Origin of the sequence: Corynebacterium sp. KPL2895, assembly GCF_040225815.1 — a bacterium.
Taxonomy (GTDB): Bacteria; Actinomycetota; Actinomycetes; order Mycobacteriales; family Mycobacteriaceae; genus Corynebacterium; species Corynebacterium rhinophilum.
The window spans coordinates 49,584-61,888 of record NZ_JBEHFY010000010.1; the positions used below are offsets into that span (position 1 = coordinate 49,584).

Sequence of the window (12,305 nt, forward strand, 5' to 3'; positions counted from 1 at the left end):
AGTTTTCGCACCCTCGGTGAGCAGCCCTCCCGCGCTGCGGCTGGCTGAGGGCGCGGGAGAAGAAGGGGCATCGGCAAGCAGCCGCGCCCCTTCCCTACCGGACCGCTAGCGGGTGGCGCGCTCCAGCATCTCCAGGACGTGGTGGTAATCCTCGCCGGTGGCGCGGGTCATGCCCAGCTCACACGTGCGGTTGGTAGAGGCGTGATACTGCGCGCCCAGCTCGTGGACCTGGGCGGCCTCGGCGCGGGTGGCGGACTCCGTGAGCTCCGGGTGGAGCATGCCGCGGTCGCCGGCATAGCCGCAACAATTCCAGGCGGTGGGGATGTGCACCTCCGTAGCTGCGGCGCGGGCGACCTTTTCAACATCTCCCATCATGCCAAGCTGGAACGCCGAACAAGTTGGATGAATCGTCATGGAATCGACCGGCTGGGTGGTCTCAAGGCGCGGCAGCAGCGTATCGGCGGTAAAGCTCAGCGCATCGATGACGGTGATGCCCACGGATTCCAGCATCTCCTGGAAGCCGGCGGTACAGCTGGACGCGTCCACAATCACGGGAAGGCGGGCGTTATCGGTAGCCTCCATGACGGTCTCGCGCACGCGCTGCTCCATAATGTCGTGGCCCTTGCGCATGCCCTTTGAGGACCATGGCGTTCCACAGCAGAGCTTTTCGATGCCCTTGGGAACCTCCAGCGCTATCCCCGCCCGCTCCAAGACGGTAACGAAGGCTTCCGTCGCTCCCATGCCTTTGCCTTGCGGGGCGAACATGGAGTTTACGCAGGCTGGAAGGTAGATTCCCGAGGTCTCAGCGTAGCGATCGCCCACGCGCCCGGCCAGGCGCTCGCGGGACTTGCCGCCCTTACCTAACTCCGGTTGGTATCCCGGCACAGAATCGGGGCCGACGAGCGAGCGGGCCGCATCGGTGACCTTCGTGACCAGCTGCGCCGGCAACATGTGCGCGCCGGTAAGCGCCGTTGCCGCACCGCGGCTAGTAACCTGCCAATTCTTGGCGGCAGTGGACCAGACCTTTTCTTCTGCGGCCCCGGCCTTCTCGTGGCGCAGCTTCTTGATAAATTTACCGGTATCGATGCCCACTGGGCATGCGGTTAGACACATGGAATCCACGGCGCACGTATCGATGCCCATGTACTCATAAGCCTCATCAAGTTCTGCAACTAAGTGCGTATCGCCACTTTCCTGCGCCCGCTGGCGGGCACGGCGCACCACGATGCGCTGGCGCGGGGTCAAGGTGAGATCCCTGGACGGGCAGACCGGCTCGCAATAGCCGCACTCAACGCACGGGTCGATTTCCTCCTCCACCGTGGGGTTGAGCTTGATATTTGTAATGTGTGCATCGGGGTCATCGTCTAAGATGACGCCTGGGTTCATGGTCCCAGCGGGATCGCAGGCGCGCTTGAGCAACTGCATGACCTCGTAAAGCTCATCGCCGTACTGGCGGCGCACATACGGGGCCATGGCGCGGCCGGTGCCGTGCTCGGCCTTGAGGTTTCCCTCCGCCGAAAGCACCAAGTCAACCATTTCCTCATTGAAGTTGTTATAACGGCCAATGGCGCTATCGCCTTCGAAGCGGTCCGTTAGAAGGAAGTGGATATTGCCATCTTTCGCGTGGCCGAAAATGACCGCATCATCGTAGGAATAGCGGGTAAAAAGCTCCTGCAAGGAAGAACAAGTATCGGCCAAATCCCCCACCGGCACCACAACGTCTTCCAAGAGCGCCGTGGTTCCTGAAGGTCTTGCTTCTGCCACCTGGGCATACAAGCCCTTGCGGAAGTTCCACGCGGCGGTGCGGGTGGGAATATCGGCAGAAAACTCCGCCGGCGATTGGAGGTCCAATTCGCGCAAAAGAGACGAGCCCTTGTTTTCTTTTTCCCGCAGCTCTTCCTTGTCATCGGATTGGTACTCGATGAGCAGCGCGGCCTGTGAATCCACATCGAAGCCGGTAATGGCCTGCGGGACCTTATCGAATCCTTGGCCGACGCGAATAGAGGCAGAATCCATTAGCTCCAGGGTGGCGGCACCGGTCTCCACCAGGGAAGGCAGCGCCTTCGTAGCGGCGGAGAGATCGGTAAAGACCGCCACGGTGGTCGTCGTGAGGTCTGAAATGTTGACGGTGCGAAAGACCGCTTCCGCGATAAACGCGAGTGTTCCTTCGGAGCCAACCAAGAGGTGCTCAAAGAGCTTGACGGGGCTTTCAAAATCCAGGAAGGAATTAAGCCCGTAACCCATCGTATTTTTCAGCTGGAAGTGGCGGCGGATGATATCTACTGATTCCTGGTTATCGCGCACGCGGCGCTGCAGGCGGATCAGCGTATCCACCAGCTCGGGTTCTTGCGCTTGGAATTGCCGGTCCGCATCAGAGTCCGCGGTATTGATCACCGTGCCAGAAGGCAAGACAAAGGTCAGCGATTCCAATGTGTTGTAGGTATTGAACTCGGTGCCGCAGGCCATGCCGGAGGAATTATTCGCTACCACACCGCCGATGGTGCAGGCCGCCTCGCTGGCCGGGTCCGGGCCGAGCTTGCGGTTGCGCAACCCCAAACGCGCATTGACTTGGCGCACGGTCGCCCCTGGCTGCACGCGCACCCGCTTGCCGTCATCGAGGACTTCTATGCCCCGGAAATGCTTGCGCACATCCACCAGGTAGCCCTCGCCGGAGGCCTGGCCAGCCAAGGAGGTACCACCCGAGCGCAAGGTCACCGGAATACCGTGCTGCCGCCCCGCTTTGAAAATGGCAGCCACGTGTTCTGCCGAGCGCGCTTCAATCACGGCCTTTGGGGTGTAGAGGTAGTGCGAGGCATCGGAGGCATAGGCCACCCTGTCGATGATGCCGGTCTTTACCTCCGGCCCATCCTGCGAAAATAATTGGTCGATCTTAAGGGTGCCGGTAGTCATATGCGGCGACCTGCCTTCCCAGAGAAGCATAGAGAATGTTACCTAGTGCACATTTTCGCCTGCTTTCTCGCCGGCGCGCAAGTAAGGCAACCCATATAACTTCGGCGCCGCGCACCCCTTTTGGCCTCCGCGAATCCCCCGCATGTGCCACTCGCCACCCCTTGCCACCAGCACGGGGTGATCTTCATCTATCCTAGAATGCGTGTCTGCGAATTTGAATAAACACCTCGGAACATTATCGAAGCGTGGCCGCAACCGCGTGCTGGTTGGCGACCTCGATTATGCAGGTATTACCGGCAAGGTTTATACCCCTGCGGAAGGCCAAGGCCTGCCCGCCGTCGCCTTTGGCCACGACTGGATGCACAAAATCAAGGATTACCACGCCACGCTGCGCCACCTCGCCAGCTGGGGCATCGTCGTGGTCGCCCCCAATTCTGAGACCGGCATGTTCCCCGATCACCGCAACCTGTCTGCAGACATGGAATCTGCGTTGCAGATCGCCGCTGGGGTAAAGCTCGGAACCGGCAATATCACCGTATCGCCGGGCAAGCTCGGCATGATCGGCCACGGCATGGGCGGCGGCACCGCGGTTTTGAGCGCGGTTGATAACCCGAAGGTCAAGGCCGTCGCCGCAATTTACCCCGCCGTGACCGCCCCGTCCGCCGTCGAGGCCGCCCGCAGCCTCGATACGCCGGGCTTGGTCATTGGCTCTGGGCGCGATGATATTTTCAATGCCGGAAACCCCGCCAAGCTGGCCTATAACTGGCGCGGCCAGGTGGCCTACCGGGCCATCGATAAGGGCACGCAGGCCGGCTTTAGCGAAGATCGCTTCCGCAAATTGGCCATCGGTTCCGGCGCCTTCCAATCCGGCCCCACCGAAATCGCCCGCGGTCTCGTCACCGGCTTCTTGCTTTCCACCCTTGCCGGCGAGTCCGCCTATGACGGCTTTGCGGATCCTGAGGCGAGCGCAAAGAAGGTTGAAAGCTTGACCGGTGACGACCTGGCCGAGCGCGCCGGCGTTGCCCGCGATGACTAAAAGCTAACTCGCTGAACTAGGCCTATCCACGTCGCAGCACAGATTTCACCTGCCCCGATGCGTTATTGACACGCGTTGGGGCAGCACCATTTCGGCGCCACGTTCCAGCAGCTGCTTGCCGATGCCCCACCGCATCACCGTCCCTTCCCCCACGCTGCTCATTTTTGGCCTGCTGCACGGCCTTGGCCGTGGACTTTTCTAGCTCGTCTTGGGCCTTAGCCAGGCTTTTTTCAAATTCCAGCATGCGGCGAGCAGTGCGCTCGCGAAACCCCTGCGCGAATTCTGCAAAATCGTTATTCATTACCACTGCCCTGCCTTTCGTGCAGTCACGGATGGTTCATCTGAGCTTGGCTCTGGTGCAGGCTCAGGGGCTGGGGCTGGTGCCGGGGCCTGTGGCTGTGCAGGTTCCGGTGCCGGTGCTGGTGCAGGCTCAGGTTGAGGCTGCGGCTCTGGCGCAGGTGCTCCAGCTCCAGCGGCTTCCGCTGCCTGTAGGTGCTGCACCTTTTCTGGAGGCGGGGTCGGTTCTTCCACCTGAGAAAGCTCCGGAGGCGGCTCAATTGTTCCGTCTTCCGGGCACGGTTCAGGCGCGGGTTCGGGCTGCGGCTCAGGTTCTGGGCACGGCTCAGGTTCTGGGCACGGCTCCGGTTCCGGTTCCGGTTCTGGTTCTGGTTCAGGACAAGGTTCTGGTTCAGGCTCCGGTGCGGGCTCGGGTTCCGGTTCAGGCGCAGGTTCCGGTTCCGGTTCCGGCTCTGGGCAATCTGCATCGGCGATATTTTCCAGGCACTCCGCAGCGCCTTCAATGATGAGACCTACGCCCACCAAAGCGATTCCTGCACCAACGATTCCCAAGCTGCCACTGCAGGAGGACTCGATGTCACAGGCCGCATCATCTTCCACGGCAGCCGGTGTTGTTGGTTCTTCTTCGCATTCAGAATCTTCCGGCTCAGGCTCAGGGACTGCGTCCTGTTCTGGCTGCGGTGCGGGGTGTTCCTGTTGTTCTGGTGGGCAGTCTTGTGGTTTGGGTTCCGGCTCAGGATCCGGATCCGCGTGCGCCGGGGTGGTCGTGGACTCGTTCTGTCGAGACGGCTCGTTTACGAAACCGCGGCACTGTTGGCACTGGCACCCGGAAGGGTGCTGCTCAGGTGAGGATTCAGGAGCCGGCTTCGGAGTCGGTCCTGGTTTTGGCTCCGGTTGCGGCTCGGGAGCTGGTTTCGGCTCGGGTGCGGATTGTGGTTGCGGTGCCGGCTTCGGTTCTGGCTTCGGGTCTGGCCTTGGCTCCGGGGTCGGCTCTGGCATCGGTTCCGGCTTGGGCGGGCACTCAGCGGTAGATGCGGGTTGCGTCGGCTGCGCTGGCTGTGGCGGGTTGGAAGTGGTGTCGCCCCCGCCATCGGGCATCGGACGCGTGGGAGCTGGCGTATCTGGGCACTTTTCCACTGGCGGTGGGCAGGAATCCTCCTCGGCCTCTGCCGGCTCGGGGCATTCCTCAGGAAGAGGCCGCTGACAGACACATTCGCAGCGGGATTCAAACTCGTCATAGCAGGATTCAATGGCATCATCGCGGTCCCGGCACGTGCTGGCGATGGAGTCATTGGTGTCATCGATGATCTTCGCACCAATGGTAGAGACGATGGGAATAATGAACTTGGCCAGCGGGTGCCTGGTAGCCACCATGGACAAGATATTGAGCAGTGGGATTACCGCAGAAATCAGCTCGGTGAGTGCGGTATCGGAGGTATCGACGACATCGGAAATAGCGCCCGAGCATTGCTTGGCAGAGTCAGTAAGCTGCTTTCCTTCATCGCGGTGGATATCAAAATCTTTTTGAATGCCGGTCAGGTGCTCGCGCAAGGTGCCATGGGCGACTTCGGAATCATCCGTGCGCAGAAAATCCGCAAACCCCGTGCCGCCGCCGTGCGGGAGATTTCCTCCCACCGCGGAGATGGTGTGGCGCAGTATGTTTTGTGGGGCGATTCCATCTACCGCGCTGATGAGCTCACTCAGAAGCCCCAATGGCATACTGGGGCCGGAATAATGTCCCAGGCAGGCCAGTTGGAACTGCGAAATGGCGGCGGAATAATCCCCTAAAAGTGATTTAGTCAGCGTACTCATTAGTCCACTGCCTTTCCGCTTTCTCCTGCAAAGGAGCGGCTAAAGCCGGCATCGTACGTGGCGAATGCGCGCATCTGATCGTGCGCTGCCTGGCCCGTGGCAGAGATATTGTCTAAGCGCCACGTTCCATTGTCATGAATGCGCGCGAGGATGCTGCGTATGCGCTCCCCGTGGCCGGAAAAATTCCGCCCAGCCGCGGCAACGGGAAAGTCTGGAACATCGGCGCGGTGGGCTTGGCGCTGTTCATCGTTGGCGCTTATAGCTTGTTGTAGTGCTGACATCGCCTCTGCGGGGCGAAGAAAAACCTCAGACATCGGTATAAATCCCCAAATCCATATGCGGTAAGTGTGCTCACCTTCATTGGACTGGGGTTTATACCAAATGGTTCCCAGTACTTCTTATTTTCCTGCCTATACCGAGGCGACGACGGCAGAAAGCCTGCCTGCCACCTTGCGGGCGTGTTCCTCTTCTGCAGCTTCCACCATGACGCGGAACAGCTCTTCGGTGCCAGAGGGTCGGAGCAGGACGCGGCCGGTCTCCCCGAGCTCTTCTTCTGCCTCCACGATGGCCTGCTTGACCTCGGCAGAATCCATGATCGCCGCCTTATTGGATACTGGAACGTTGATGAGCACCTGCGGCAATACGGTCATCACGGAGGCCAATTCCTTCAGGCTCTTTCCGGACTTGGCCATACGGGCCATGATGGAAAGGCCGGTGAGGGTGCCATCGCCGGTAGTGGAGTCATCGGGAAGCACGACGTGCCCGGATTGCTCGCCGCCCAGGGAGAAATCGCCGCGGTGGAGCTCTTCGAGCACATAGCGATCGCCCACCGCCGCGTGGCGGACCTCAATGCCTTGCTCCTCCATGGCAAGCGTCAGGCCCAAATTGGACATGACCGTGGCCACGAGCGTGTTAAAGCGCAGGTCATTGTCTTCCTTCATCCCTACTGCGAGCAAGGCCATGATCTGATCGCCATCGACGACGTTGCCTTCGGCATCGACGGCGAGGCAGCGGTCCGCATCGCCATCGTGGGCAAGGCCCAAATCGGCGCCGTGTTCAAGCACCGCTGCCTGGGCTTTTTCGATATGGGTAGAACCACAGTTCTCGTTGATATTAAAGGCATTGGGCCGGTGGTAAATCGGAATAACCTCAGCGCCTGCTGCTTCATAGGCACTGGGAGCGACCTTAGACGCCGCGCCATTAGCCGCATCCACGACCACCTTGATGCCGCTTAAGTCAGTGGATACGACTTCCTTGAGGTGCTCTAGGTAGCGCTCACGGCCATCGGGGGCCTCCGAGATAATCCGGCCCAACTTCGTGCCCGTTGGGCCTTCCTCAACGAGGTTATCCATCGCGGCCTGAATCTCATCTTCGACGCTATCCGGCAGCTTCTTACCGCCAGCGGAGAAGAACTTAATGCCGTTATCCGGCATCGGGTTATGGGAGGCAGAGATCATCACGCCGAGATCCGCTCCGTAATCATCCGTCAAAAAGGCGATAGCTGGGGTAGGAAGCACCCCCACGCGCACAACGTCCACGCCGCGCGACGCCAAGCCGGCGGCGATGGCGGCATCGAGCATCTCGCCCGATACGCGGGGGTCACGGCCGATGATTGCCAGTGGGCGGCGCTCATAAGATTCGCGCTGCGCAGTAAAGACCTCCGCAGCCGCTTGTCCCAGCGTCAAGGCCAAAATGGGAGTCAGTTTTTTATTCGCGAGGCCGCGAACTCCATCGGTTCCAAATAGTCGAGTCATGAAAACAATTATGCCCTGTAAGTCCCACCCGTTGCATGTTTGGGGCATCGGCAAGCGGGCTAATTAGGTAACCAACATCACGAAAAATGTCCTTGTGATAAAAAGCAAAATTTGCCTAAAGTCGTACTTTTTGGCATTTATATGAAATTGTTAGCTAGGTTATACTTCACTCTTTTGCCCTAGAGAGGATCAACGATGAACGAACCTAGATCTTCAGGTGACAAGTCACCTGAAACTACCTCGCAGAAGGCTCGCTCAGCCATTGCGAAAGCCGCTTCTGGGGAACGCGCTATTCATCCAGCCCTCATTCCCGGAGTAAGTGTCGAAAACACCCGCGCAGATTTCAAGACCAATAAAACCGTCTTTGCGGTGGCCTTGGCATCAACCTTCGCCATCATCCTGTGGGCCATCATCGCCCCAGATAATCTGGCCAGCACAGGAAGCACCATGCGGGCATGGGTCGTCCAAAACTTTGGATAGCTATTTACGATCATCATGATTGCCACCACGGCATTCCTGCTGACAATCGCCATCGCCCCAACCGGAAAAATTAAACTCGGCGCCGATGATTCCAAACCCGATTTCTCCCGCAACGCATGGATCGCCATGCTCTTTGCCGCCGGTATGGGAATCGGCCTGGTCTTCTACGGCCCGATGGAGCCGCTTGCCCTATTCTTGACTCCCCCGCCGTACCTTTCCGGCGTCGAATCCGGTAGCCAAGAGGCCATCCTTCCGGCCTTTGCCCAGGCGGTCCTGCACCATGCTACCTTGCCGTGGATGATCTTTGCGCTGGTGGGCGGTGCGCTTGCCTATGCCGCTTATCGACGCGGCCGTATCCCGCTTATTTCCTCGCTCTTTGAGCCGCTCATTACGGATTCGAATAACCGGGTATTTGGAAAGATCGTCGATATCTTCGCGGTATTGGTCACCCTCTTCGGCACGGCTACCTCCCTGGGTATCGGCGCGCTGCAGATCCGTACGGGTACCTCTATCCTTACCGGCAAGCCTTTAGAGGGCAACGGAATCATGGTGGTGATCATTACGATCCTCACCATCTTTTTCATTCTTTCCGCGATGTCCGGCATCAAGCGCGACATCCGCATCTTGTCCAATATCAACATGGGCTTGGTCATCGGCCTCGCGGTCTTCGTTCTCATCACCGGGCCGACGCTCTACATTCTGGACCTGCTTCCCGCCTCCCTTCTGCAATTCTTCAAGCACTTCGAAGACATGATGTCCCTATCCGCCTCCCAGGGTGAACCGGAGAAGGAATTCGTCACCGCATGGACCATGCTCTACTGGGCGTGGTGGATTTCCTGGTCGCCCTTCGTCGGCATGTTCATCGCGAAGATTTCCCGCGGCCGCACCATTCGCGAATTCGTCTTCGTCATCATGCTCGTGCCTACCACCCTGTCGCTTTTCTGGTACGTCATCTTTGGTGCCACGGCTATCAAGACTCACCTGGACGGTGATGGAATCGAGATTGAAGGTTCCGGCGAGAATGTGATGTTCGACCTCATGAGATCGCTACCGCTCTCTAGCATCACCACGGTCATCGTCCTCCTCGCTGTGGTCGTCTTTTTCAATACGGCCGCTGACTCCGCTACCAACGTCATGGGCTCTATGTCCCAATCGGGCCGACCGGTACCTTCGACCGCGATTTCTGCAATTTGGGGCGTTGCCCTGGGCGGCATTTCCCTGTCCCTGCTGCTTATCGCCGGCAAGGATGCGCTCAGCGGCCTGCAGTCCATCATGGTCTCCAGTTCACTGCCGTTTACCTTCATCCTCATCGGCATCATGGTGGCCTGGGGCAAAGACCTGGCACGCGATCCCGCTATCCTGCGCAGGAAATACGCCCATGCCGCCATTGAGCGCGGCACCCACCTGGGCCTCCAAGAACACAATGGCGACTTCGTATTCAGCTCGTCCGCCGTTCCAGAAACCCACGGTGCCGGGGCCGAAATTGAAAACGATGACCCGTACCTCCACGAGTGGTACACCATCAACGCATCGGATGAATACCTCGCAGAGCAGGCAACCCTCCGCGAAGAGCGCCGCGCCGAGCTCAAGAACTTTGCAAAGAAGAAGACCGAGGACAAGGCCGCAGAAGACGATGAATAACCTCCCTGTTTAACCGGTCCTCTCCCCTTAGGCCCTCAGCCCCTAGCCCGCCTCTCATCGCACTGCGCATTAGCACTCACTGCGATGAGAGGCGGGCTTTTCTCTGTTCCTACAGTCCGTGGTGCACTGCGGCGCGCGGGCTTCATCGTGGCCCTCGGCTGAGCGCTTTTGCCTCGCGCAAGGCTAATCTTCAAGAGGTTGGCCAGGTGGGGTTTGGCCGACCCAATCGAAGGGGGCATCGGCAAGAGCGAGAAAACGACAAAGCCGCCGCCTCCCAAAATGGGAAGCAGCGGCAGTGCACGGCGCTTGCGCGCGCAGTGGAAGCGAGATTAACGCTTGGAGTACTGCGGTGCGCGACGTGCCTTGTGCAGACCAGCCTTCTTACGCTCAACTGCACGAGCGTCACGGGTGAGCAAACCAGCCTTCTTCAAGGCGGAGCGATCAGCCGGGTTGTAGATGTTGAGTGCACGAGCGATAGCCAGGCGCAGGGCGCCGGACTGACCGGTCGGGCCACCACCGTTAACGGTGACCTTCAGGTCAAACTGGTTCTCACGGTCCAGCAGGGTCAGCGGGGTGAGGATGTCCTGCTGGTGCAGCTTGTTCGGGAAGTACTCCGCGAACTCGCGGCCGTTAACCACGATCTGGCCGGAGCCAGCAACGAGGCGAACGCGAGCGACGGCGCGCTTACGGCGACCGACGGTCTGAATTGGGCCCTCGTGAACCGGAGCAGCGGCCTCAACCTCTGCCTCGGTCTCAGGGTTGGCGCTAGCCAACGAATCACCGATGGTGTTGGTGAACTCTTCGGTAGCGGCGCTTGCTGCAGCGATGTCAGCAGCCTCGGCTACATTGTTGTCGATGTTCTGCTCAGCCATTACTGTGCCACCTGCTTAAACTCGAAGGTTTCCGGCTTCTGACCGGCGTACGGGTGCTCATCGCCTACGAAGACGTGCAGCTTCTTGATGGAAGCGCGGGAGAGCTTGTTGTGCGGCATCATACCGGCAACAGATTCTTCGATAACGCGGACCGGGTTGGCGTCCAAAGACTGACCCAGGGTCATGGACTTCAGACCGCCCGGGTAACCGGAGTGGCGGTAGCGCATTTCGCGGTCGCGCTTGGTGGAAGAAACGTGAATCTTGTCAGCGTTGATGATGATGACGTGGTCACCGGTGTCAACGTTGGGTGCGAACTGTGGCTTGTGCTTGCCGCGCAGCAGGTCTGCCACGGTGGAAGCAAGCTTGCCCAGCACCACGTCAGTAGCATCGATGACGTACCACTTGCGGGTGATGTCACCGCTCTTTGGGTGAAAAGTAGACAAAATGACTCCTTGAAAGTCTGTCTCGGAACTGCCGGCCAGCGCTAAGCATCCATTCGCTTCCCAACAGCGGCCGGTGGAGACCTGCGGGAAGCGCTTCGCCAGCTGCTTGCCGACGAGCGAACACATAGGGCTACAACTTTAGCTGCTGCTGGCAGAAAAGACCAAAACGCCGAAACCGGCACCTTCTCAGAAAGAAAAGGTACCGGTAAAAGAGGTTCTAGGTGGCGGTTTCTGTGGTTGGTTTCTGCGGTTAGCTTCCGTGATTAGCGCGGTGCGGGGACGGCAGCTGCGTTCGCCTCCTGCCGGATGGATACGGGCACAGGCACCGCTCGTCCCTCCTACCGCGCTTGAAGAAGCAGGCTAGTTAGATACCGCCAACAGTGCGTTAGCCCCAGCTAGCGGCGGCGCGACGGTTGACATCGCTCATGGCGTCATTGCCCTGAGAGACGGTCTTGGAGATGGTTGCCAGCACGGTATTGAGTTCCTGTGCCGCCTTATCCCACTTGGCCTGCGCCTGGTTATAAGCCACTGCGGATTCACCTTCCCAGGTGCTCACCATGGGCTGAAGGCGGGATTTGAGGTCGGCCAAGGTGCTGTTGATGCGGCCGGAGGTGGCGTTGATATCAGCTGCGGCAGAAGAGATGGCGCCGAATTGGTACTTGATCTCGGACATGTGGAAAATGGTTCCTTTCGAAATTGCTGGTGGAGGTGGCTGGGTTACAGGGCTAGGCCGCCGCCAACCTTGGAGAAGGCCTCAGTGTTTTCGGCTTCGACGTTGTCAAAGTTGCGGGCATTGCTGCGGATGTTTTCAGAAATCGAGGTCAATGCCTCGCGCAGCTGCTGTGCGGAGGTGTTGTAGCGCTGCATCAAGTTATCGAATGAAACCTGCGCCTGGCCGGCCCAGCTGCCGCGGACAGAATCCACTACACCCTGTAGGCGGGTGAGCTCGCCTTGGACTTCGTCATTGGTGTTATCCACGCGGCCGGCAGTGGAGACCATGACATCGGCTTGTGTCTTAAAAGTCTGAGACATAACAGTGCGCCCCTCCTTAGGGCGGGAA

12 protein-coding genes are annotated in these 12,305 nt (G+C 59.4%); 3 read left to right on the forward strand and 9 right to left on the reverse strand.

Annotated features, from left to right (window positions below; genetic code table 11):
- Window positions 1-105: 105 nt before the first annotated feature.
- A complete protein-coding gene (locus tag ABRP95_RS06060; protein ID WP_284849847.1) occupies window positions 106-2,910 on the reverse strand; it encodes an FAD-binding and (Fe-S)-binding domain-containing protein in 2,805 nt (934 codons plus the stop codon).
- A gap of 202 nt (window positions 2,911-3,112) precedes the next feature.
- Here ABRP95_RS06060 and ABRP95_RS06065 point away from each other — a divergent pair, with 202 nt between their 5' ends.
- Window positions 3,113-3,946 (forward strand): dienelactone hydrolase family protein, encoded by an 834-nt coding sequence (locus tag ABRP95_RS06065; RefSeq protein ID WP_284796245.1) that lies wholly within the window; start codon window positions 3,113-3,115, stop codon window positions 3,944-3,946.
- 22 nt (window positions 3,947-3,968) lie between these two features.
- Here the strand turns inward: ABRP95_RS06065 and ABRP95_RS06070 are convergent, their stop codons facing one another.
- From ABRP95_RS06070 to glmM, 4 genes are all read right to left on the reverse strand, one after another.
- Window positions 3,969-4,247 (reverse strand): hypothetical protein, encoded by a 279-nt coding sequence (locus tag ABRP95_RS06070; RefSeq protein WP_284796247.1) that lies wholly within the window; start codon window positions 4,245-4,247, stop codon window positions 3,969-3,971.
- Entirely contained in the window at window positions 4,247-6,055 is a 1,809-nt protein-coding gene (locus ABRP95_RS06075; protein ID WP_349839104.1) for a hypothetical protein, read from the reverse strand. The genes ABRP95_RS06070 and ABRP95_RS06075 overlap by 1 nt, the downstream gene beginning before the upstream one ends.
- Window positions 6,055-6,369 carry a hypothetical protein gene (locus tag ABRP95_RS06080; protein WP_034653448.1) on the reverse strand — a complete coding sequence of 105 codons (315 nt, stop codon included), beginning with the start codon at window positions 6,367-6,369 and terminating at the stop codon, window positions 6,055-6,057. The genes ABRP95_RS06075 and ABRP95_RS06080 overlap by 1 nt, the downstream gene beginning before the upstream one ends.
- Before the next feature lie 96 nt (window positions 6,370-6,465).
- On the reverse strand, window positions 6,466-7,809 hold the full coding sequence (glmM, locus tag ABRP95_RS06085; RefSeq protein WP_284796250.1) for a phosphoglucosamine mutase: 1,344 nt from the start codon (window positions 7,807-7,809) through the stop codon (window positions 6,466-6,468).
- A 195-nt stretch (window positions 7,810-8,004) separates the two neighbouring features.
- Between glmM and ABRP95_RS06090 the strand changes: the two genes are divergently transcribed.
- Together ABRP95_RS06090 and ABRP95_RS06095 are read left to right on the forward strand one after the other, a co-directional pair.
- Window positions 8,005-8,289: a hypothetical protein gene (locus tag ABRP95_RS06090; RefSeq protein WP_284770175.1), complete on the forward strand. Its 285-nt coding sequence runs from the start codon at window positions 8,005-8,007 to the stop codon at window positions 8,287-8,289.
- A 15-nt stretch (window positions 8,290-8,304) separates the two neighbouring features.
- A complete protein-coding gene (locus ABRP95_RS06095; RefSeq protein WP_284770176.1) occupies window positions 8,305-9,930 on the forward strand; it encodes a BCCT family transporter in 1,626 nt (541 codons plus the stop codon).
- A gap of 329 nt (window positions 9,931-10,259) precedes the next feature.
- Here the strand turns inward: ABRP95_RS06095 and rpsI are convergent, their stop codons facing one another.
- From rpsI to ABRP95_RS06115, 4 genes are all read right to left on the reverse strand, one after another.
- Entirely contained in the window at window positions 10,260-10,802 is a 543-nt protein-coding gene (gene rpsI, locus ABRP95_RS06100; RefSeq protein WP_126318311.1) for a 30S ribosomal protein S9, read from the reverse strand.
- Complete coding sequence (gene rplM, locus ABRP95_RS06105; RefSeq protein WP_126318309.1) at window positions 10,802-11,245, reverse strand: 50S ribosomal protein L13; 444 nt, start codon at window positions 11,243-11,245, stop codon at window positions 10,802-10,804. The genes rpsI and rplM overlap by 1 nt, the downstream gene beginning before the upstream one ends.
- Window positions 11,246-11,630: 385 nt before the next feature.
- The gene (locus tag ABRP95_RS06110) at window positions 11,631-11,918 is read right to left on the reverse strand and encodes a WXG100 family type VII secretion target (protein WP_005277116.1); all 288 of its coding nucleotides are present in this window, start codon (window positions 11,916-11,918) and stop codon (window positions 11,631-11,633) included.
- 44 nt (window positions 11,919-11,962) lie between these two features.
- A complete protein-coding gene (locus tag ABRP95_RS06115) occupies window positions 11,963-12,277 on the reverse strand; it encodes a WXG100 family type VII secretion target (protein ID WP_284770177.1) in 315 nt (104 codons plus the stop codon).
- Window positions 12,278-12,305: the final 28 nt, after the last annotated feature.

Bases quoted from the DNA above. Each gene is read 5' to 3' on its own strand.
- ABRP95_RS06060 (WP_284849847.1), bottom strand. From the start codon at position 2,910: ATGACTACCGGCACCCTTAAGATCGACCAATTATTTTCGCAGGATGGG.
- ABRP95_RS06070 (WP_284796247.1), bottom strand. From the start codon at position 4,247: ATGAATAACGATTTTGCAGAATTCGCGCAGGGGTTTCGCGAGCGCACT.
- ABRP95_RS06075 (WP_349839104.1), bottom strand. From the start codon at position 6,055: ATGAGTACGCTGACTAAATCACTTTTAGGGGATTATTCCGCCGCCATT.
- ABRP95_RS06080 (WP_034653448.1), bottom strand. From the start codon at position 6,369: ATGTCTGAGGTTTTTCTTCGCCCCGCAGAGGCGATGTCAGCACTACAA.
- glmM (WP_284796250.1), bottom strand. From the start codon at position 7,809: ATGACTCGACTATTTGGAACCGATGGAGTTCGCGGCCTCGCGAATAAA.
- ABRP95_RS06090 (WP_284770175.1), top strand. From the start codon at position 8,005: ATGAACGAACCTAGATCTTCAGGTGACAAGTCACCTGAAACTACCTCG.
- ABRP95_RS06095 (WP_284770176.1), top strand. From the start codon at position 8,305: ATGATTGCCACCACGGCATTCCTGCTGACAATCGCCATCGCCCCAACC.
- rpsI (WP_126318311.1), bottom strand. From the start codon at position 10,802: ATGGCTGAGCAGAACATCGACAACAATGTAGCCGAGGCTGCTGACATC.
- ABRP95_RS06110 (WP_005277116.1), bottom strand. From the start codon at position 11,918: ATGTCCGAGATCAAGTACCAATTCGGCGCCATCTCTTCTGCCGCAGCT.
- ABRP95_RS06115 (WP_284770177.1), bottom strand. From the start codon at position 12,277: ATGTCTCAGACTTTTAAGACACAAGCCGATGTCATGGTCTCCACTGCC.